Source organism: Parabacteroides goldsteinii (genome assembly GCF_020091425.1).
GTDB classification, from domain to species: Bacteria; Bacteroidota; Bacteroidia; order Bacteroidales; family Tannerellaceae; genus Parabacteroides; species Parabacteroides goldsteinii.
Map to the genome: position 1 here is coordinate 2,042,711 of NZ_CP081906.1, position 21,450 is coordinate 2,064,160.

A 21,450-nucleotide genomic window follows, 5' to 3' on the forward strand; every position below is an offset into this window, starting at 1 on the left:
ATGTTTCTTGATAAAATACTCAAAGTTTTAACAGATAGCGGATTAGACTATTGTATCCAAAATGGATATGAGGATATGCCTTATTCATTTCCTACCGATGTAGATATATTTTACAGAGGAGCGACAGAAAAGGATATAGATAAAATAGTGAAGAAGGCCGCTATTAATGCAAATCTTTTGGTACTGCAAAAAGTAGCAATGGGATATTATCATTATGTATATTGGTTGACACCTAAACTGCCTGAACCGAATTTTCAGCTGGAGCTTGATTTTCAATCGGAACTTTCCAACAAAGCGATGCCACATTATTTTATCCCCAATAAATTGTTGGATCGTAAAATAGCATTCAGAGGATTCTATATTCCTTCCGCACCAGACGAAATAATTTATACTCTTTTGCGTAGGACTGTGAAACACAATTTTTCTGACAGACATTTGGCAACTATACAGAAAGCGTATCGTATTAATCCGCAAGAAATCGAAAATGTGTTGAGAGCAGAACTGCCAACTGATATTGTTGAAGGTTTGCAAGACATCATAAAAGAGAATTCTATCGAATCATTCGAGAAACATTATTCTAAATTTTATGCTTATGTATGCAAACAGTCTCATAAAAATAACACTATCATAAAACGAATGTCTCAGATGTGGTATAATGCAACGAAAATGTTTCCATTGCGTTTTAAGAGACCAGCTGGTATGGATATCGCATTACTGGCCCCAGATGGTGGAGGAAAATCGACGATACTTGAAGCTTTGAAGGCTTATGGGGTAACATCTTTTGCAGGTGTGGAACGAAAATATATTCGCCCGGGAATGTTTAAGAATATAGGACAATATAAGCCAAATGCTCAACCAGAGAAGACAGACAACCCTGATCCACACGGTCGCAAGCCTGATGGCGTTCTGAAATCATTGGTTCGATTCCTGATTTATATGATTGATTTCACATTAGGCTATTACATTAAAGTTGTTCCGCTTAAATGGAAACGTAAATTGATTGTATTTGACCGATACTATTATGATTATTATGTTGATATGTATCGTTACCATTACTCACTACCGCAATGGCTGCCAAGGTTATTTGGTTTTATGATACCGCGACCGGCAATTACATTTATACTTTATGCATCGCCAGAGGTGATTTATAACCGCAAGAAAGAACTGACTTTCGAAGAAACGCGGCGACAGTGTGAAAAATTCAAAGATATGGCACAAACATTACCAAATGCACAACTTATAAATGTTGATCGTCCGGTCTGTGACATAGTAAAAGATATTGTAACGGTAATTGTAGAAAAACGAGTGAATTTAACTCAGAAAAAATTGTAAGGTTATGGGTAATCCGGTATTGTTCAAGGTGAGTGAAACTCGCCGGAGTAAGGCCATTTCGCGTGTTAAATGGATCGTAGGGCAGTTTAATAGCCAACGTAAACAATATAATTTTAGAGTGGCTTGGTATGGTCTGATGTGGTGGGTAGGTGTATATAGTCGGTTAACTAATCTTTCCATAAAATCAATTAGACGGTTAAATGATAGTTTAGATGCTTATATAAAGTCAAACTATGGTGATATTATTGCAAAATATCAAAATTATGAAATCATTGACAGGGCTACTATTCCTGTGGAAAAATACCCTATCTGGGTATTTTGGTGGCAAGGTGTGAACGGTATGCCAAAGGTGGTAAGACGTTGCTATGATCTAATAAATAAGAATAACGAAAATGTGACCTTATTGACCATAGACAATGTGAGAGAATATATCAATATACCAGAAATTATCTTTGATAAAGTGAAAACAGGAGAAATAAGTTACACACATTTTAGTGATATTCTGCGTCTCACATTATTATCCGATAAGGGTGGAATGTGGATAGATGCTACTTGCTTCAATCCGTATGCCATTCCTGAAGATGCAAAGAAGCAAATATTCTATTCTCCTCACGATTGTCACAAGCAGAAAAAACTTGCTGGCAATTATATGTATTGGTGTGATAGTGGAGGTTGGCGCTCTTGGAATATCGGTACAAACATTATTCGTAACCCGTTATTCGCTTTTAGCAGCGAGTTAATTACTGCATTGGCTGTCAAAGAAAAATGTTTTCCAAATTATTTTATGGTTGACTGCATGATAAGTTATGCTTATCGAAATTTCAATTGGGCAAAGAATATGATTGACAATATGCCTGATTTTAATACTCGGTGTGCCGACTTGTTTTTGCTATATTTCAACACCAACAAGCAATATAATGAGGAAGAATACAGACAGTTAATAAAAAATGACTGGATATTTAAACTTACATATAAGACAATTTGGCTTGAGCGTGTTGATGGGAAACTTACATTTTATGGGAAATTATTATCAGTTTAGAATCAAATATATTCTTTAACAGATATTGCAACTATGACCAGACAGAAAATATTCGTTTCCGCCTACGCCTGCGAACCAGGCTTGGGCAGTGAGATAGGTGTAGGTTGGCACTGGGTACTGGAAATGTCGAAGTACTTCGATTTGTGGGTGCTGACACGTGAGAGTAACCGTCACTCCATCGAACCTTGGATTGCAGCGCATCCGGAGTACAGCCACATCCGTTTCCTTTATTACGACTGGCCCAAATGGGCACGGTTCTGGAAGAAGGGGTTGCGGGGAGTACGTACCTACTACAACTTGTGGCAGATGTGCACCAATCGTATTGTGAAGCGTACCATGCGACAGAACGACATCAGGATTTTTCACCACCTGACCTACGGCAATGTATTGTGGAAGGTAAGCAGTTATGGACAGAAGCAGTTTTTCGTCTGGGGACCGGTAGGAGGACTGGAGAGTATTCCAGAGGAATATTCGCGGCACTACGACAAAAAGTCAAGAATGATTGAAAAAGTCCGCAGAGTCGTGACTTCAATGGCAGTATGGAACAGAGGTTTCAGAAAGCGTTGCAAACAAGCTGATTTGATTCTTTGCAAGACGGAAATAACCCGTGACTTGATTTCACAAAGACAAGCAGATAAAGCCATACTCTTCACGGATGTGGCGGCTGATATTTCTTGTGTATCCGGTTGGGATAAGAAGATGAAACAGGACGTAACAGAGTTCATCACAGTAGGGCATTTGGATGCGTGGCGCGGATTCGACCTTATTATAGAGGCATTGCCGAAAGTGATTTCCAAAAATTCAAAGATTCATTTGACCATCGTAGGCAGCGGACCGGACAAGGTGCGTCTGGAACGATTGGTGAAAAAGTATGCTTTAGAAGCTTTTGTGACATTGGCCGGTAAGGTATCCATGAATATCTATAAGGACTTGATGAAAAATGCGGATGTGGTGGTAAATGCCGCCTTAAAAGAAGGAGCGGTAACGGTGTCGTTCGACAGCATGGCAATGGGAAAACCGTTGATTTGTTTAGATACGACCGGCTATACCCGTTATTTTACCAACGACTATGCGATACTGATTCCTCGGAAAGGAAGATCGGAAGTCATTCAGCGTTTAGAAGAAGCGATGTTAAGAATGACACAACCGGAAGAAAGAAACAAACTTGGAAGAAAAGCACAGGAGGTTTCTGAAAAGTTTTCATGGGAGAATCATGGGATGGAGATTAAGGATGCGATAATGAAAGCATATACTTCTTATTTGACAAAATAAATGCAAATAAATTCTATATTGGCTTGTTTGCTGAAAAAAGGAGCGGGCGAATGTTTTTATCGCTTCTCCAACGCCGATGGCAAGACATGGATAATGCCTGCACGGAATATGCGGGTAGCCATGAACCTCTATCAGCCCAGCGGACGAAACGGGAAGCTGGTGAAAGCATTGTTCCCTTGGCTACATGGAGTACCATTTGTGCGGAAGGTGATTCGTGCGGAAAGGTTGTGTTGCAAGCTCAGTGATAAACTGGAACAGTTGCTTTGCAGACTATTCCATGAAGAAGAGGTTGAATTCTCAATATTCGGAGGTACACCTTGCGTACATCAAAAGGTAACAATACAATTAAGTAAGGGATGTCGTATTTTAGGATATTGCAAAGCAACAAGCAGTAATGAAGTAGCGGCATTGTTTCGGAACGAGGCAGACTTGCTGGAACGTCTGAAAAGGCAAGGAATGGATGGGATGCCTCAGGCTCTTTACTGTGATGAACTGACGGAAGGCATATCCCTTTTTGTACAGAGTACGACAAAAACACAACAATCGAAAGTGCCGCATGAATGGGGCACTTTGCACGAACATTTTCTGAATGAGTTACAAAGGAGGACTTTACGGGAAATAGAGTTTGAAAAGAGTGATTATTACAGGACGTTACAAAACTTACTCACACACTTGGATTGGCTTCCGCAATTCATGAACCGAGTTGCCGTAGTGAAAGTGATAAATAACGTTATCAACTGCTATAAAGGGGAAAAAGTGTTTTTTTCTGCCTATCATGCAGATTTCACCCCGTGGAATATGTTTGTGGAAAATGGAAAGTTGTTCGTTTTTGATTGGGAATATGCAAGCATGACTTACCCTCCAATGCTTGACCACTATCATTTTTTTACGCAAACAGCTATTTTTGAAAAGCATTGGCAAGGGAAAGAGATAATCGAATTTCTTCAATCATCGGATGCTAATTGGATAAATAGAGAAAGCTATATCCTCTATCTGTTAGACATCATTTCCAGATTTACGGTGCGTGAAAAAGGAACGGTCAATGGAGACATCGCCCGCTCGATGAAGGTTTGGAATGATTTATTGGCATTTTTATCAAAATAAATGAAACACATTATCTGTTTCCACCTGTTCAATGACTACAGTGGTAGTCCGAAGGTGTTGAAAATGGTGCTGGAGGGAATGCTCCGAAAAGGATACCAGATTGATTTGGTATCTTCCAAGGGAGGAGTATTGGACGAACTGTTGCACTACCCAAACTTGCGGAAGCATAGTTACCCTTATCGTTTCTCATCTAATGGGGCGGTCACGATGCTACGCTATTGCTTGGTGCAGTTCTATACCTTCTTTTTGTCCTCTCGCTGGCTGTTTCGCAAAGATACGGTGTTTTATATCAACACGCTGCTACCCGCAGGCCCTGCATTGGCAGGAAGATTGATGGGAAAGCGGGTGGTATATCATTACCATGAGAACGCTTTTGTGAAAGGAGGCTTTTATAAACTGCTGGCAGGCGTCATGCAGAAGTTAGCACACGAGATTATCTGCGTATCGGCCTATCAGGCTTCTTTTCTTCACCGAAAAGTAGGAGTTACAATGATTCCAAACGCATTGCCACTGGAATTTACGGGCAGACTAATACCGAATAAAGAGACGGCTTTCGAGCGAAAGCGAATACTGATGTTAGGTTCGTTGAAACTTTACAAAAGTCCATTAGAGTTTATCAGTCTGGCACAACAATTACCGCAGTTTGCCTTTGAACTGATAGTGAACGACACGCAGGAGAACATCGACCTGTTCATTACAGAACACAAGGTAAATATCAGCAAGAATCTGACTATCTATCCCCGGCAAAGCGATGTGGCACCATTCTATAACCGGGCTTCGTTGGTGCTGAATCTTACAAATAAGAAACAAGCTGTTGAAACATTCGGGCTGACAGCCTTGGAAGCCATGAGTGCCGGACTCCCCGTGATTGTGCCTACCGAAGGAGGCATTGCGGAGATGGTAGAAGATGGGGTGAACGGTTATAAGATAGATGTACAAAATTTGAATAGCATTGCGGAATGTATCGACCAAATGCTATCGAACCAAGAACTTTATACAAAATTATCCGATAACGCATTGCGTTATGCAGAAAAATACAATGCCGATGCGATGATAGACGGCATCCTTTCTCATTTTTAATAACACACTGATTTTTTGTATGAAACAAGTTGCTATTGTGGGCATCCAAGGGGTGCCTGCAAAGTATGGCGGCTTCGAGACATTGGTGGAGAACATGATTGGTGAAAACTGTTCTCCCGAGGTCTGCTATACCATTTTTTGCAGCGGCAAAGACTATACCGCTCACATGGATACGTATAAGGGAGCAAGGCTGAAATATGTGCCACTGTTCCATGCCAACGGGGCACAGAGTACGCCTTACGACATACTCTCGATGCTGAAATGCCTGCGAGGATATGACACGGTATTGATATTGGGCGTATCAGGTTGCATCTTTCTCCCTATATTCCGATTGCTGTATCGCAAACGGCTGATTGTAAACATTGACGGACTGGAGCACCGGCGGGCCAAGTGGGGGAAGTTCGCCAAATGGTTTCTGCGTACCAGCGAAGCGATGGCAGTGAGATTTGCAGATGTGGTTGTTGCTGACAATAAGGGCATTCAGGATTATGTTACGGAGACTTACGGCAAGCCATCTGAGCTGATAGCCTATGGGGGTGACCATACGCAAAGAGAGGTGTCGGAGGAGCGGCAACAGGAGATATTGAACAAATATGGAGTAAAGTCAAATGATTATGCCATCAGCGTATGTAGAATCGAGCCGGAGAACAACAGCCACATTCTTTGTGAAGCCTTTGCCAAAAGTGGAAGGGACTTGGTCTTTGTCGGGAACTGGGAGCGCAGCGAGTACAGCCGTAATCTGAAGAAGGAGTATGGTTCGTATAGCAATATCCGTATGGTGGATTCCGTTTACGACTTGGACGAATTATATGCCTTGCGCAATCAATGCGAATGTTATATCCACGGTCATAGCGCCGGAGGAACAAATCCGTCACTTGTGGAAGCCATGTCGTTTGGCAAGCCGATAATCGCATTTGATGTGGTCTATAACCGGGAGACGACGGAAAACAAGGCTTACTATTTTAAAAATAGCAACCAGTTGGTGGAACTGGTGTCGCAAAAAGAAAAGGACGGAGCGTCCATGAAGGAGATTGCCAAATGGCGATATACTTGGAAGCATATAGCAAAACAGTATGAGGCTTTATATGGGATTTAGGTTGAAGGCAAGAGTGTCTTTCACCGTTTTGTTGTTGATGGTTTTGGCAAAAGTCGTCGCCCAAGAAGCGGTGAAACCCAACGTGGAAATTTTTGCAGGAGCAGAACTTCATTATAGAGATTTCTTTTACACAAAGATGTATGAAGTGCTGGTGAATGTGACGCCCGGAGTGAAGTGGCATTTCGGTGACCGATGGCAATTAGCGGGGCAAGCCATCGTTCCGGTTTATAACGACTATGGGGACCGCTACAAGAAGATACGCCTGAATATGGCGGTGCTGTCGAAAGAATGGGATTGGAATAAGAAGCAATTCTTAAAGGTGAGCGGAGGATTGTTTGGAAAAGAACGCTACGGGTTGGATGCCAAATGGATATACCCCGTAAACAGATGGTTGGCGTTGGATGCACAACTGGGGCTGACAGGGTTTTGCTCCATGGCTGCCGATTGGGAATGTAGCAAGATGGAAAGAGTGACCGGACAAGCCGGAGTGAACCTATATATAGAGAAAGTAAATACGGAATTTAGGCTGCACGGAGGACGATATCTTTATGAAGATTACGGAGTGATGGCCGAAGCGATGCGCCATTTCAGGCATTGCACGGTAGGACTTTATGCGCAATACAGTGACAAAGGAAAAGAGACGGCTGGTTTCAAGGTGATAATGATGATTCCACCGTACAAGCGGAAGGCGCGTAAGGTGATGGTTCGTCCCGCCTCGAATTTCAGGCTGACATATGACATCAACGGATTGCTCTACGCTGTGAAGATGTACACCACCGATCCAGAAGAGAACGAACGTGAAGGACACTTTGACCGTAACCGATTGCAATGGGGTGCCAATCGCATGGTTCCGGATTTTAAACTTAGAGAAAAGGAGGTGCGAAATGTGGAATAAGGAATACCGGATGAAGATTCTACGATGCGTATTTGTCGGGATACTTCTAACCGCTTTGTCTTTTACCGCTGCCGCACAGCAATATACCGGTATGAGCGGGCTGATTCATGTACCAAGTGCAGAAATGGACGATGCCGGTGAAGCACGTATAGGCGTTCACTTCCTGAACAGGGAGTTTACACCGGATATCGGGTTTGATTATGAAGGTAAGTACCATACAATGAGCCATTATTTGAGCCTTACCCCTTTTTCTTGGTTGGAAATAGGCTATACCTGTACCTTGCAGAAAGGACATGCCATAAATAATGAGGGGATAGTGCAAGACGGTAAACCCAAACTCCGTTTCAAGGATCGTTATTTCTCACTCAAACTACAACCTTTAAAAGAAGGGAAATGGTGGCCTGCCATCGCAATAGGAACCAATGACCCATACGGAACAGACAATAAAAATGGAACAGGTAAGGAGGGAGAAAAGCCTCAAAATGGTGATGGGAAAAGCCAATATTTCTCCAACTTCTATATCGCCGCCACCAAGCACCTCGACCTGAAAGGACATAGCCTCGGCTTCCATCTGGCATACCGCCATTGGAAACGAAGCTATAATAGCAAATGGAACGGTCCGGTAGGCGGTATCACCTATCAGCCTTCTTTCCAAAAGAACCTGCGCCTGATAGCCGAATATACAGGTGATGATGTGAACATCGGCTTCGACTGGAAGCTGTGGAAACACCTGCTGATACAGTCTTCCTTGCAGAACGGGAAATACTTCTCAGGAGGTGTCTGCTTCTGCATCAATCTATTGTGATTTTAATGTAATAATATAAACAGTTTTTAATCATTTATTTTTATGTGCAACTTTATGAAGAAAGGAGCCATGATGCTCCTGATTGCCGGTTTGGCAATGAGTGTGACTAATTGTAGTGACGATGATCCGAATTATGACAACGTGACTCCACCGGAAGTGGCGATTGCCCCGAATACATTGACTGGTGTCATAACAAGTATCAACGGAAATGCCATTTCCAATGCGACCGTTACGTTGGGAACGGAAAAGGCTACAAGTGACGCAAACGGCGTGTATCTGTTTGCAGATGTAAAACCGGGTACTTACACCATCAAGGCAGAAGCTAACGGTAAACAAGCAAAAGAGGCTGAAATCACCGTGGAAGATTCTAAGAAAAGTCAGAACCTGGTGTGGAATGTCAGCCTTGCCACAGATGTCAAGAAAGAAGTGACTGTATCTGCAACCGAAGAGACTAAAGGCGATGTGGAGACAGAAGCCTTGAAAGACAATGACCAAGCCATTGTAAACGTGGAAGCCACTATTCCTGCCGGTGCCATCGAAACAGCCGAAGGCGAAGAAGTGAAAGTGATTGTCTCTCCCATTTACGATGCCAACGCTGTGGCAGGAAAGACGAGAGCCGCTACACGTGCAGACGAATCTACCTTGCTCTTGGGAGCCAGCCTGTCTTGTAATAAGGCTGAGGTTTCTTTGGCTAAACCTGTGGAATTAGGATTCAACGTGGATGACGAAGTGGCACAGAACGTAGAAGCCATGCAATACAAAAACGGTCAGTGGGTCGCTGTAGAAAGCCGCATTGAGAACGGGAAGGTAATCATAAATGCCACAGAGTTCACGGCATACGGTCTGTTCCTCGGCGTTTCCTTCTCCGCATCCAACGGAAGCGAGGCCATTTCTTTCGAGCAGGACAAGTGGGACAACCTGTATGGTGCCAAAGACATGGCAATAGGCAGTGCCAATTACACCTACAAAGCCGGTACGGAAATCACGACTAAAGCAACTTCCGTGCTGACAGCCCTGCTGATTGAGAAGTTGGCTCAGCGTTTTGGCGCATCGGTTTCTACCGTAAACGGCAGCTACCCGCTGAACGTGACATTGCCTATCGGTACCATCTTGACCATCAACGGTACGCAAAGCAAGCAAAACGTAACTGTAAGTGCAAAGGGTAAGAGCGTGAGCGGTACACATTACGGAACGGTGTCGGTTGTTGTAACCACTTCTAACCGTAAACATAACGGTGGAACAAACTTAGGATAATAATTTTTCATCTCAACTGACTTTTCAGTCAATCTTAAAAATGGTGTTTGTCAGCAATGGTAAACACCATTTTTTGCTTTATACAAAGCCTCCCATGCCAGTCCTTTGTATTCTTCCAAGTTCCGCCCCACGCTTCCCAGCGCAAGACGGAGTTCAGAATAAAATTAAGGAACTTATGCGGATGCCCTCCTTGCCTCTATGAAGCGGTAGGCATTCTCATTTACCAGCCTGATAATCCTGTCATGGTATTCCGTGTTGGAATTGCACACCCCACGGCTCTGAACCACTTTCCCTTGGCTCAAACTGAACTCAACGGTCTCAATGCGATTACCCAAATGGTCATGAGCCGAAAGGACAACAGAGTCGGTCTTGGCATAGTATTCACATTGGAAGACACAATGCTTCATCTTGTTGCCTTCTTCCTTGTAAGCCTCCAGCGAATCCAATACGGAAATCTCTATATCGCCATCACTGATGATAATACCGAAGTAACAGGACTTGTTCTTGTAAAACTCAGCTTCGTGTATTTTGACTTTCGCTATCCGTTCCATATCCCTGCGTTTCCGTTCAATGGCATTGGCTTTCTTCAACCAATGGTCGTGTTCGGCTTTCAAGTTTATCGGACAGATATACTTGGCATTATGAATGTCCTTGCCACATTTTTCAAGCAAGCGGATGGTGTCACACCAAGTACCGAAGTCCTCAATTCGGTAATGATGCCTTGAAGCCACCTTGTATGACTGCCAACAAGTATTGAGGTCTAAGGAGCGGTAGATAAAATACTCAACCGCCTTGAAATCTCTCGCTTTCATCATCGTCTCCATCCGGTGGTCAGCCAAAAGAGCCTTCATCAACTCGAACGGATGGCAGTCGGGCAATTTGCCTTTCATCCCGTTCCGCCTCAATTCGGAAAGGACAGAATAATAAGGACAGGTGTAGGCATCGGATATGACTAAATGCACATCCGACATGTTTCTCAACTCTATCGGGCTGGCAAAACAGAAGCTGTCCCGGTAATAGCCCATGGCTCTCAATCTTGAAGTGACCGCCACCTGCCCTTTTGCATTGAGCCACAGACGGCATACTTCATCATAATAGAAATCCATAGGTCTCCCTTTGCAGTAAATGGCGGTTAGAAGGAATACCCTCTGCACTTGCAAGCCGCCAATCACTTCAAGGGTAGAAAAGTAGCTTTTCTCTTGGTGCTTGCGTTTCAGCGTATCAGTCACTTGCAAGCGGTGTCCGCAATGAGGGCAACGGACAGACTTGCCTTTTCCCTTATAGCCAAACTGCTCCCCGCAATCGCCACACGTGCATTTATGTTCAGATGTTCGGAACGTAATATGTTTCACTGCGTTTCTGATTGCCCACTCCACGGCTTTAGAGCCGATGGCGGTCAGCTCCTTGTTGGAAGCTGCCACCTGTTTTTCTAATTCGTTTCTCGGCTTCATACTCTTAAAAATCAAATAGTGACAACTCTGCTTGTTGGAAAACTTTGGGCTTGCCCGGCTTGGGTCGGGAGTTTTTGGCTTGTATCTTACGAAGTTCCTCTTCCTGATAGCGTTTCAAAGCCAAATCACGTTGCTCCGCCTTTTCCTCTTCGGTCAATTCGATATGCCTATTCACAACCACATCACAAGATAACGGCTCACCGATTATCAATGTAGGCTCTTCCGCTGCGTGTACCGCCATTGAAAACACTTCCATGTCGGAAAATCCGCAACAACCCGAATGCTGAACCTCATTGAAAATATAGGTTACAATATCGTCTATGCTACGTGCTGTAGATTCATACTTCACCCGGAAGAGTTCATCCTCCTTTGCCCTGTTGTCAAGATAGTTCTTGATGATTTCCTTGAATTGTTCTGTTCCTTTCATATCTGTTCGTTTTTAAGATGTTCTGTACCTGTCACCATATCGGCAACCTCTTTAAAAGCTTTTCCAACGGAATGGTATTGATGTCCTCATTACGGAAGTATATTTTCCACTCCGGATTAACCAATACCCAATGGAAATTCTCCACCGAAAACCCTACGCCATTGGAGTAGCAGGTAATAAAAGCGAAATTCTTGCCGTCCTTACGGATATGGGCATAATCGGGAGTCATGCCGAAAGCACATCTGCGGATGTCCTCCCTGTTCCACAACAGGGTCAGTTCGTAAACATTCCCTCCGAGGTTTACCGTCTCTTTTCTGTCTTTAAGTGTGATAGCCATACGTTTTAATTTTTTCCCTTTTGTCTGAAGCCTTTTGGCTTCTCGCATCCCGGGTGTTTTACGATGCCGCCCATACGGAGGGAACAAGGGGCGTAAGGCAAATGTGGCAAGCGGAAAGAGACGGAATACCCAATTTGGAACAAATTGCGGAAGGCTGCCGTCCGCTTTCCGTGCTGCCAAGAGAAACGGCATTTGCCATCGGCACCGCCCTCCGTTGCTTTGTATCGGAAAATAGACCGGGAGCGCGGATGGCCGAATGAAGATAACAGGCACAAAAATCCCCGGCATCCTTGAACCTTACAGTTCCCGGATGCCGGGGCGACACATATATGAAAGAGGAAGAATACAGATTATATCAAAGGGATTTCAAAGGACTTCACGACACATACGGCCTCCTTGTCAAGGATGAACCAGTATTCGGAACGGTAAGGAGACCCATCGGCTGATTCCGCCTCATATTCTATCTTTACTTTCCAGCCGGAAAACGGTTTCTTACTATTGTGTATTTCATAAGAAGCAAGGCTGCGTATAACCGACATCACGGACATCTGCCGTTCCATCAGGTCAGCCATCGCCTTATCCTCGAAGTCCATCTTCTCGAAACCGTCCGTTTCCTTCATCACCTTTTCGCTCACCTTCATCATCGCCACGGAGATGGCCATCTTTTCCTCCTGGGTAATATAGTCTCTGCCAAATACGGAATCCGGCATACTGACCGCATGAATCTTCACCGTTTCAGGCCGATCAACGGAAGCAAGCAACGCTTTTTCCGCTACCTCTTTGGCTAAGTCCTTCGGGCTGGAGCTGTCCTTTAGCAGGAAAGCGGTTATGCCGCCTGCCAATACAAGGCTTGCAAGCAGCAGGTCAAGAACCTTCTGTTGTTTCATAAAATCCGTTCTCATACCTTGATGACTTGAAGTTTGTCAGGGGATAGCCCCAATCGTTTTCGGTAGATGGTGCCATCTTCCCGGTACATTTCCAATTCCGAGGCGGTCATGCCTTTTTCACAGATTTCCTTCGCCTCGGCAAGCGTCACTTGATGACCGCCTATGTTCCTCCAGATAGAGAAGCTACAAGGTGCTTGCTGATTGCCATAGTTGGAGCAGTTGAACGCCCGGCTTCCCACCAACATGTCACCACTGCAATGGGGGCATTTCCCGATAACAGGGCGCATATTGATGGTACCGTCATCAGTCAGTTCAATAACGGTCGGAAAACTCTTGCCCTCCTTGGAAGCGAAACCGTCCAACAGAAGGAAGCGTTCCTCCAATAGCCGAACGATTTCATTGTCTTCCATCTTTCGGTTGCCTATGATGGCATTAATGTTAAGCGCACAAGACGGTTGTTCCCCGATGTTGTGCTCACAGCGATACCCCTTGCAGGTTTTCACCACGTTACCGCCACACAAGGGGCAGCGACCCATAATTTTCTTTTCTGTTTCCATACTTCAAAATGTATAAGTTGATTATTGTCTGTATCAATACCGGAATCCTCTGTTCCAGTCATTGACAATGCCGTTTATGATATTCTTGCCCGACATCACGTTAGCCCATCCTTCCGGGTCAAGGGAAAACCAAAGGTCGTTCCATGAAAGGGTGCGTACCTGCCATGCCAGGATAAAGAGGTCTGTATTGATGGCTTCCAGCCTTGTCACCACCTCGTTGGCGATATAGTACCTTTCAGCGGAACTGAGCAGGTTCACCTTGTGCTTCTCCTTGCTTCCGTCTGCTCCGGCAACCTCATAACTCCCCGAAGTGACCAACTGCTTCATAAACGGATAGAGCGCAGCCATTTGGGTGGCGGCATCCGTCAGTTCATCCGACACGATGGCGGCAATCGCCGTTCTTTTAAGATTACCGCCCACCGATTTCGTAAGCAAGCTACAATTCTTCGGTATCTCGGTCAGCACCAGTTCCCCTGCACGTTTGATTTGATAGAGGTTCTGCATCGCGCCTTGGGCATTGGATAAGTATTTAAGCAACTTGTTTTCCACGCCATGCACCCGGTCAAGGGCGAGCGTCACCGCCGTCTCGGCGGCGATGATTTTCTCCTGCGTCTTCTTGCGCTGTTTGTGGATGTTCTTCAACTCCACAGTCTGGGCGATGACGGCAGCGGTCAGTGCCGGGTCGCTCTGTTGGGCATGAACGGGTATGAGCGTACCCAAAGACAATGCCACAACAGCCACTCCTTTTTCAATTGAATTTAATTTCATCATTGGTTCTCCTTAATTATAATTTGACACCCGTATTCCTTCGTCCGGCAAGATGGTTGTCACGGTCGTTCTTGTTGGGTGGCAATACCGGTTTCATCGGCTTGTTCAGTAAGCAATCGTTCCAGTCCTTGAACATCTTGGGCGGCAGCCATTGCCCCATCTTGTAGCGGATAGTCAGGTGTTCACCCACTTGGGCCAACATCGGTCGTTCCACATTCAACAGGAACGACTTGCCTTTGGCTTCCACCCGAATGCCCTTCTCCGCTTTGGAGATTTTCATCGGGATTTCCTCCAGTAACGCCATCATGCGCAACCCATAGATACGCCCGGCAAAGTCATTGTCGAAACAGTCGAAGGCTTTCGCATGAGGAAAACGTGCCATCGTCCCGGTAATCTGCCCGTCCGAGAATGTGCCGCCGATAGAAACCAGTGCGGTCTCCTTATCCAATTGCTCCTTGTGGACTTGGTAGAACGCCATCGCGTCAAAAGCGGATTCAAAGAAGAGCACACGCTTTACCGCTTCCCGGTTTCCACCGGATAAATCAGCCACCCATGCCGAGGAAGAGGAATCCGTACCGGCGGCTTTGGACTTGTAACCGCCAAAACCACGGATTTCATAGCCTTTTACCTTGTCATCCTTATCGGTGTAAGGGAAAGCGGCATTATAACCGTCAAACTTGTCGTTCCGTTTGTCACGAAGCAACGTGAGATAAGGCGAAAGGTCATTGACCGTATCGGCCGACAACCCGCGTTGCGAGAATATCAACGGAATTTTTTCCGCTTGAACCGGCTTTACCTCATACCGGGAAGCGTCAAAAGTCCGGTTGGCCTTGACGGACTTCACAAATTCCCTGTCCTCCCTGTATTCCGGTTCGGGCATATTGGCGAAACGTGCCATGACCTTGGCTATCTTCTCCCAGTCATCTTTTCCGGAAACAAAAAAGGCGTTCAGGTTCTCCCGTATAAGCGTGACCACATCCCCCTTTGAACCGTCCCGGCGAAAGAAAGTCTGCGCTGCCTTGTTACATGGATTGCTGATGATCAAGGTGTCACGCTTGTCGTTTCCATTGCCAAGCACCAGCTCGATATACCTCCCGACACCGGCTTTTCTATCCAAACGGTAGCCAAGGGCATAGGCGATGTCATCAATACCCACACGAGATTTCAGTTCCTTGAAATTTACCTTATAGTCTGCCATATCCTCCATAATTATATCCTGATGCCTCTGTTTTCAGTCCGGGTATGCCGCATCATGGCAAGCTCCGGTTCGTAGGTCTTGCGGGCGGTCATGTTCAGGAACGCGTTCTTGTCCTTCATATCCGTCAGTTGAAAGTAGGTTCTTGCCGTGTCCTTCGTGACTTTCTTTAAACCGAGTTCCACACCATCGTAAGAAGCACGGATGGCGTAGTCGCCTGAACGGGTCTTGACAATGGCGGCGTTCTTGAAGGGAACTTCCTCATTCGGATCCAATGGCAGGAACGGGTCGTTCTTGGCAAGGTACGGTTGCTCGCCGAGGGCCAACCGCTGTTTGTCCACGTGGTCCAGTATCATATCGGATGCCTTGTTCACTTCTGCCATGATGGAAACGATAAATTTCGGTTCTTTCTTCAATACTCCGATCCAGGAATCCAGATAGGCAGCGGAATTGTCGGTAATCTTGGAATCAAACCCCATGGAATGGCTGATCATGGCGGCTGTGAGTTCAGCCACCAGTTCCTCCTTCGCATATTTCGGGTCGCCGAACCTGCCACCCATTTCCCGGTTGAGCCTTTCGGGAGTCATCGTTGAATGGGTCATCTCATGCAGCAGGGTGGAATAAAACTCCATGCCGCCCCGGTAGGTTTCCTCCGGCGTGCCTCCGATGTTGAACTGCGCCTTCATGGGCAGTACCACGATGTCACGGGAGGGAGAATAATAGGCACTTCCTTCCTGCTTGTCCGCCTTTATCGGGCAGAGCCATCCCTGCGTCCGTATCATGCGGTCGAGGGCGGGATGGGCGTACATCCCTTCCGTGTCACGAAGTTCCGGCAGTTTGAACTTCTCCTTCAGTTTCTTCATCCGTTCGGGCTGTACCTCCGACAGATTGGTCTGCGCCACATTATATACGGGAAAGGACTTGACGAACGGGATGGCTTCCAGCCCTTTGCGCTCTTCCTTGCCCATGGCACGGTATTCCTCCGAGCTGATGCGTTTGCCGTCCTTGTCCTTGACCATCATGTCCCAATAAACGACCGGGAAAGCCTTTTCGCCTCTCAGTACATGGGCTTTGAGGTTGTGTGCCTGGTTGAAGGTAAGATAGACAGGAAGTTCATAGCCCTTTGCCGCCGTTTGCAGTTGCAGGAAGAAGGAGTTGGAACCGGAATAATTCCGTCCCCCGACATTCTGCGGAAGACCGGCATAGCCCGCGCCGCCTATCCAGCCTTTCTTCCAATCGGAGGATTTCATCTGCTCCATCCGTTCTATCATCATTTCTGTAAAGCGGTCAAGTGCAGCCTGACCGCCTGTTCCTGAAGGGGAGTTAGTGCCATACGCCATAACCTTCGTCATTTATAGCCTGACGTTCCATCATACCGATTTCCGTCTGCTCGATGTAGAACTCCGCCGACTCGTCCGTGGGGTCTATACCATGCGACCTGCACCAGTCCAAAAAGTCCTGGGCGTTCTCACCCTGCAATACAAAATGGAGGTGTCCGATTTTACCGTCTTGCAATTGTTCCACCAGTTCCTCGTATGTTTTTGTTGCCATATTGTCTGTTTGTTATTGATTATTATTGCTTGTTGTTGGTTACTGTCATTATCTTTTCATGGATGCCGCCTGTTCAACTTTAGTCACAGGTGCGGCAAGCATACTTGCAATCTCCGGGTTCAGGTATTTGGCGGCTATCTGTTCACGGGTGGCCGTCTTAACCTTGAAGAGGGAATAGCCGTCATCAAACGAGATTTCATGCTTGGTGGTCTGCCCTTTGTCACCCAAGTTGACTGATACCTTCCACTTGTTGTCGGCACGGTCTTTCGCCACACGGACACCTTTGGAATCAACCCCTTCCGGAAGCTGGTATTTCTCGTAGGCGGATTTCAGGTGCAGGCGTTCCCCGAAGTTCCTTTCCACCAACTGGTTGGGGGTTACTACCCGGTCGAAGTAGGCGTTCAAGTCCTGTCGGGATGCCACGGCAGACATTTTCGCGTCACCGATTTGCGCGTAGAACTTGTACTTGCCATAGTCGGAACGTTGTTCGTCCTTCTCTTTATAGACGTTGAACTTGTTCACGGTGATGTTGCCTTCCGGCCCGGCAATCTCCTTTGGAAACTTGTAAGCGTCCTCCGCCACTTTCGGCATCAGTTTGGTCGGATAGTAGCGTTCCATGAGTTGTTGTACACCCAGTTCCTTCTTTTGGAAGGCGGCGAGGTCTGCTTCCTTCATCCGCTGTGGTTTGAGCTGCTTGCCGTCCACTCTGGCGGTGAAGTACCATTCTCCGGGATTGGCCTTGCTCTGGTAGGCATGACCGTGGGTTACTTTCTCGCCGTTGGCGGTCACCATCTGCGGCTCACGGGGTTTGCGTTCCTGCTTGGCTTCCTGCTTTGAATCGGGTTCTTGTTTGTTTTCCGCTTTCCGTTTGTTATTCTTTTCCTTGGCAGGTTTCTCTTCGGCGGTATTCTTTGCCACCGAAGCCGGTTCTTCCTGTTTCTTGCTCTTCTTTGCCATATCCTTGTTGTTTAATTGGTTTGTTGATTCCTTTTCCAATTTCTTCTGCTCGGGAGTTTCAAGCCGGTCGCAAATGGCGACCCTTGCGCCAGAACGGATAAGTTTGGGGAGATAGGTGTCAAGCGCATGGTGGGCAAACCGGGCTATCTTCATGTCCGTTTTCTCACCGGGAAGCATCTTGTCCGCTACAGCTATGCCGAGTAGGACGGCAGCTTTCACCGCATCCTCCTTGTACATCTCATAGAAATCCCCCTGCCTGAAAAGAAGCATCGCGTCCGGGTGTTTCTTTTTCAGGTCATCGAACTGTTTTAAAAGTCCTTTGCCGTTTTCCGCTTCTTCCTTGTTTGTCATAAGCTGATGCGCTTAAAGTTTCAGTCCATTCGTCCGTCTCTCTTCCTGATGCGGGTGAAGAGAAAAAGCCCGTTCCTTGGATTGGGCATCCACTACCTTTTGGTATTCCCAACGGTTCTTGTCAGTCATGACCAGACCGAGGTATTCAGGATGTTGCTTGTCATAACGGATTTTTTGCTGGGTTTCCCACTCCTTCATGTCACCTTTGATGACCTTGAAGCCCTGCGGTTCTTTCAGGTCAATGCCGACGGAAACTTTCTCGCCACCGACATTAAGCTCCACCGGCTTGCCGTCACGTACCTGCTGCTTCTGCTGCGTACCCAGTTCGATGTCGTGGATTTTCTCCATGTCTTTGAGTTTCTGCTCCAGCTTGATGTCCGTCACCCTGCGGTGGATGACCGATTGCGTTTCGGGGTCGAGTTGCAGGTATTGCCGGGTCTTTTCCCCGTTTACATCTACGGCTTTCTGTACCACCTCGCCCTTTCTCAGCCTGTCCGCTTCCTGTTCGGTCAGGTGAAGGACTTTGTTCCGTGCGGTTTCCAGTTCCGCCCTCACCGGATAAGCCATGAGTGCGGGATGTCCGTCCTTGTCGGCAGTCATCTGGAGTTTGAGGGGTAACGTGATCAAGTCACCGTTTCGGGCACTGATTGACACCTGCATGAGGGGTGTCACCTCGCCGGAGGCCAGCTTCTCCTTTACTTCTTGCGGCAGGCTGTCGGCTTTTTCACGGTCGATGCCCAATACTGCCAGCTTCTCGTAAGGCAACCATTCTGTTTGATTTCTGTTGTTCATTTCCATTCGGGATTATTGATTGTGATAATTTTGCGGCAATGACCGCTTTGTCAGACACAAAATTATTCCCACAGATATCTAAATACGGAAATGCGCAACACTATTCTGATGATATTCATGATGGTTTTCGGGACTGTCAGGGTTTCGGCCCAGTTCTACACGATTACCAGAGAATCGGGAATCAAGCCGACCCAGGTGAAGGAAACGGCTGTTCCTGCTGATAATAAGGAGAGAACAGAGATTGACACGATAACGGAAGTTACAAAAGACTCATTCTCAGTCTTGCCTAAAAAACAGATTCACAATAGTCTAAAAGTCCGAAATAGTGACAATAACACGTCCCTAAAGATGGAAAGCAGAAACTATGAAGGGGGAATGAATAATCTTCCTGTGCTGACCATTCCAAACCTATACGAAGAGATAAGGCGAAACGGCATCCTATATCCGAAAGTGGTATTGGCGCAAGCCATACTTGAAACCGGCTGGTTCCGTTCCCCGGTTTGTCGTAACAAGCACAACCTGTTCGGGTTGACCAATCCACGGACGGGAAAGTATTACGAGTTTGAACACTGGACGGAAAGTGTCCGGGCGTATTATACCAAAGTGCAGTACAAGTACAAGGGAGGGAACTATCTGCTGTGGCTAAGGGATATCGGGTATGCGGAAGACCCCGAATATATACGGTCTGTCATTCGTGTACTCAAACAACTAAGAGAAAGAGACATATCAGATTCCGACTTTTGCTAACAGGAATCCGCCTGCCATTAAGACTGTTTTGATGACTTTCTGTCAAACGTAATGGCGTTTTGGCAACATCAATGTTTGCACAAGTTTAAATCGGGCACCGGAATGTGCAACGCAGGTTAAACACGGTTCTGCATCTTTGCCAATCGGCGGATGGGCACAGCTTTTGCAGGATATCCGGTGAATTGCGAAAGCAATCAGATAAGAATTAAACAACTTAATTATAGGAGATTATGATTATGACACCAGTTAGAAGAAACAATCAAGAATGGTTACCGAGTATCTTTAGTGATTTCTTTGACAACGATTGGATGCCGAGGATGAACGCTACAACGCCTGCCGTCAATGTCATCGAGAACGAAACGGAATACAAAGTGGAAGTAGCCGCTCCGGGTATGACCAAAGAAGATTTCTGCGTACACTTGGCCGATGAGAACCAGCTTGTGATTTCGATGGAAAAGAAAAACGAAACGAAGAGCAGTGACAACAGCAAGTATCTGCGTCGCGAGTTCTCTTACTCCAAGTTCCAGCAGACACTGGTTTTGCCCGATGATGTCGAGAAAGAACATATCAACGCTTCCGTCAACGATGGCGTGCTGACGATTGATTTGCCCAAGAAGACTCAGGAGGAGAAAGCGAAAGAGTGCAAAGTAATAGAAATCAAATAAGTTTCTCAGGAGGATGGACAAGGAACGGGTCGTAGCGGATCAGTTCCTTGTTTTTTTATATAACTACCTCACCCATTACTCGGTATGCTTATGAAAGAAGATAAAAGGAACGGGCTATTGTCGGAAGATGTGGTTGTCATGGACTTTTCCGGAGCCTACGACATGGAAAATCTCCCCCGTGACGGCCGATTCAAATGGATAGACTGCCGCCATCTATCAGGGACGGACTGCTATTGCGACAATGAAGGGAAAGAAGCCTTAACGGGAATCATTGCCCGTTGTCCCGTAGGCGGCATCCATTTCATTGATTCGGGCAACTACCATTATGTGACGAAGTTCTGGACGGACAGAATCCGTGAGCCATTTGCCTTGGTGGTGTTCGACCATCACCCGGATATGCAACCTCCGCTCTTTGAGCATATCCTTTCGTGCGGCAGTTGGGTGAAAGATGTCCTGGAAAGCAATCCGAATTGCCGTAAGGTAGTCATAGCCGGCGCATCCGATGAGCTTATCCGTTCCGTACCTCACGGATATGAAGGGAGGGTGCACTTCTACAGTGACAATGACCTTGACCACGAAGAAAGTTGGAAAAGATTTTCCCAAGAGCTTCTTTCCGAACCGGTATATATATCGATTGACAAGGATGTCCTTTCTCCCGAGTATGCTGTCACCAACTGGGATCAAGGCTCCATGAGTTTGAAAGAGCTTGAAAAGCTGCTTTATATCATCCTGCTGCACCATCCTGTTTTAGGTATGGATATTTGTGGCGAGTTCATACCCGATTCCGATATGGCGGAAGACAGGAGGGAGGCTGCCATTGATGAGAACGTAAACAAATCTCTTCTGCATTTGGTAAAAACCATAAACAGAGACGTTCCCGAAAGATAA

The 21,450-nt window shown here is 46.2% G+C and carries 24 protein-coding genes; 13 read left to right on the plus strand and 11 right to left on the minus strand.

Going from position 1 to position 21,450, the window contains the following annotated elements; genetic code table 11:
* The 9 genes from K6V26_RS09515 to K6V26_RS09555 all read left to right on the plus strand — a co-directional run bounded on the left by K6V26_RS09515 (window position 1) and on the right by K6V26_RS09555 (window position 9,877).
* A complete protein-coding gene (locus K6V26_RS09515; RefSeq protein WP_224265199.1) occupies window positions 1-1,332 on the plus strand; it encodes a hypothetical protein in 1,332 nt (443 codons plus the stop codon).
* A gap of 4 nt (window positions 1,333-1,336) precedes the next feature.
* Entirely contained in the window at window positions 1,337-2,371 is a 1,035-nt protein-coding gene (locus K6V26_RS09520) for a capsular polysaccharide synthesis protein (RefSeq protein ID WP_224265200.1), read from the plus strand.
* Between the two features lie 33 nt (window positions 2,372-2,404).
* A complete protein-coding gene (locus tag K6V26_RS09525; RefSeq protein WP_224265201.1) occupies window positions 2,405-3,643 on the plus strand; it encodes a glycosyltransferase family 4 protein in 1,239 nt (412 codons plus the stop codon).
* Window positions 3,644-4,747, plus strand: a complete 1,104-nt coding sequence (locus K6V26_RS09530; RefSeq protein WP_224265202.1) for a phosphotransferase family protein — start codon at window positions 3,644-3,646, stop codon at window positions 4,745-4,747.
* Entirely contained in the window at window positions 4,748-5,827 is a 1,080-nt protein-coding gene (locus K6V26_RS09535) for a glycosyltransferase family 4 protein (protein WP_224265203.1), read from the plus strand. It abuts the gene before it with no gap.
* Window positions 5,828-5,846: 19 nt separating this feature from the next.
* Window positions 5,847-6,923, plus strand: a complete 1,077-nt coding sequence (locus K6V26_RS09540) for a DUF1972 domain-containing protein (protein ID WP_224265204.1) — start codon at window positions 5,847-5,849, stop codon at window positions 6,921-6,923.
* Window positions 6,924-6,960: 37 nt separating this feature from the next.
* On the plus strand, window positions 6,961-7,818 hold the full coding sequence (locus tag K6V26_RS09545) for a YjbH domain-containing protein (protein WP_224265823.1): 858 nt from the start codon (window positions 6,961-6,963) through the stop codon (window positions 7,816-7,818).
* Window positions 7,819-7,909: 91 nt separating this feature from the next.
* Window positions 7,910-8,623 carry a YjbH domain-containing protein gene (locus K6V26_RS09550; protein WP_224265824.1) on the plus strand — a complete coding sequence of 238 codons (714 nt, stop codon included), beginning with the start codon at window positions 7,910-7,912 and terminating at the stop codon, window positions 8,621-8,623.
* Window positions 8,624-8,665: 42 nt separating this feature from the next.
* Window positions 8,666-9,877 carry a carboxypeptidase-like regulatory domain-containing protein gene (locus K6V26_RS09555; protein ID WP_224265205.1) on the plus strand — a complete coding sequence of 404 codons (1,212 nt, stop codon included), beginning with the start codon at window positions 8,666-8,668 and terminating at the stop codon, window positions 9,875-9,877.
* Between the two features lie 173 nt (window positions 9,878-10,050).
* Here K6V26_RS09555 and K6V26_RS09560 read toward each other — a convergent pair whose 3' ends face one another.
* Genes K6V26_RS09560 through K6V26_RS09570 form a run of 3 tightly spaced genes read right to left on the minus strand, consistent with a single transcriptional unit; the run spans window position 10,051 to window position 12,092 of the window.
* The gene (locus tag K6V26_RS09560) at window positions 10,051-11,328 is read right to left on the minus strand and encodes a PcfJ domain-containing protein (protein ID WP_224265206.1); all 1,278 of its coding nucleotides are present in this window, start codon (window positions 11,326-11,328) and stop codon (window positions 10,051-10,053) included.
* 4 nt (window positions 11,329-11,332) lie between these two features.
* Window positions 11,333-11,755 carry a PcfK-like family protein gene (locus K6V26_RS09565; protein ID WP_224265207.1) on the minus strand — a complete coding sequence of 141 codons (423 nt, stop codon included), beginning with the start codon at window positions 11,753-11,755 and terminating at the stop codon, window positions 11,333-11,335.
* 31 nt (window positions 11,756-11,786) lie between these two features.
* The gene (locus K6V26_RS09570) at window positions 11,787-12,092 is read right to left on the minus strand and encodes a hypothetical protein (RefSeq protein WP_224265208.1); all 306 of its coding nucleotides are present in this window, start codon (window positions 12,090-12,092) and stop codon (window positions 11,787-11,789) included.
* A gap of 20 nt (window positions 12,093-12,112) precedes the next feature.
* Here K6V26_RS09570 and K6V26_RS09575 point away from each other — a divergent pair, with 20 nt between their 5' ends.
* Window positions 12,113-12,352: a hypothetical protein gene (locus tag K6V26_RS09575; protein ID WP_224265209.1), complete on the plus strand. Its 240-nt coding sequence runs from the start codon at window positions 12,113-12,115 to the stop codon at window positions 12,350-12,352.
* 90 nt (window positions 12,353-12,442) lie between these two features.
* On the opposite strand, the gene K6V26_RS09580 is transcribed toward K6V26_RS09575, so the two are convergent.
* Genes K6V26_RS09580 through K6V26_RS09615 form a run of 8 tightly spaced genes read right to left on the minus strand, consistent with a single transcriptional unit; the run spans window position 12,443 to window position 19,156 of the window.
* Complete coding sequence (locus K6V26_RS09580) at window positions 12,443-12,979, minus strand: hypothetical protein (protein ID WP_224265210.1); 537 nt, start codon at window positions 12,977-12,979, stop codon at window positions 12,443-12,445.
* A gap of 11 nt (window positions 12,980-12,990) precedes the next feature.
* Entirely contained in the window at window positions 12,991-13,536 is a 546-nt protein-coding gene (locus tag K6V26_RS09585; RefSeq protein WP_224265211.1) for a topoisomerase C-terminal repeat-containing protein, read from the minus strand.
* Window positions 13,537-13,569: 33 nt separating this feature from the next.
* Entirely contained in the window at window positions 13,570-14,304 is a 735-nt protein-coding gene (locus K6V26_RS09590) for a hypothetical protein (protein ID WP_224265825.1), read from the minus strand.
* Between the two features lie 16 nt (window positions 14,305-14,320).
* Window positions 14,321-15,502 (minus strand): DUF3991 and TOPRIM domain-containing protein, encoded by a 1,182-nt coding sequence (locus K6V26_RS09595; protein ID WP_224265212.1) that lies wholly within the window; start codon window positions 15,500-15,502, stop codon window positions 14,321-14,323.
* Window positions 15,503-15,513: 11 nt separating this feature from the next.
* The gene (locus tag K6V26_RS09600) at window positions 15,514-16,839 is read right to left on the minus strand and encodes an ArdC family protein (RefSeq protein ID WP_224265213.1); all 1,326 of its coding nucleotides are present in this window, start codon (window positions 16,837-16,839) and stop codon (window positions 15,514-15,516) included.
* Window positions 16,823-17,050, minus strand: coding sequence for a hypothetical protein (locus K6V26_RS09605; RefSeq protein WP_224265214.1), 228 nt, complete (start codon window positions 17,048-17,050; stop codon window positions 16,823-16,825). Before K6V26_RS09605 ends, K6V26_RS09600 begins: the two co-directional genes overlap by 17 nt.
* A 48-nt stretch (window positions 17,051-17,098) precedes the next feature.
* Complete coding sequence (locus tag K6V26_RS09610; protein ID WP_224265215.1) at window positions 17,099-18,358, minus strand: MutS N-terminal domain-containing protein; 1,260 nt, start codon at window positions 18,356-18,358, stop codon at window positions 17,099-17,101.
* Window positions 18,359-18,370: 12 nt separating this feature from the next.
* The gene (locus tag K6V26_RS09615) at window positions 18,371-19,156 is read right to left on the minus strand and encodes a DUF4099 domain-containing protein (protein WP_224265216.1); all 786 of its coding nucleotides are present in this window, start codon (window positions 19,154-19,156) and stop codon (window positions 18,371-18,373) included.
* 84 nt (window positions 19,157-19,240) lie between these two features.
* On the opposite strand from K6V26_RS09615, the gene K6V26_RS09620 reads away from it, so the two are divergent.
* The 3 genes from K6V26_RS09620 to K6V26_RS09630 all read left to right on the plus strand — a co-directional run bounded on the left by K6V26_RS09620 (window position 19,241) and on the right by K6V26_RS09630 (window position 21,450).
* Window positions 19,241-19,897 carry a glucosaminidase domain-containing protein gene (locus K6V26_RS09620; RefSeq protein ID WP_224265217.1) on the plus strand — a complete coding sequence of 219 codons (657 nt, stop codon included), beginning with the start codon at window positions 19,241-19,243 and terminating at the stop codon, window positions 19,895-19,897.
* Window positions 19,898-20,133: 236 nt separating this feature from the next.
* Complete coding sequence (locus K6V26_RS09625) at window positions 20,134-20,562, plus strand: Hsp20/alpha crystallin family protein (RefSeq protein WP_224265826.1); 429 nt, start codon at window positions 20,134-20,136, stop codon at window positions 20,560-20,562.
* A 90-nt stretch (window positions 20,563-20,652) separates the two neighbouring features.
* A complete protein-coding gene (locus K6V26_RS09630; RefSeq protein WP_224265218.1) occupies window positions 20,653-21,450 on the plus strand; it encodes an arginase family protein in 798 nt (265 codons plus the stop codon).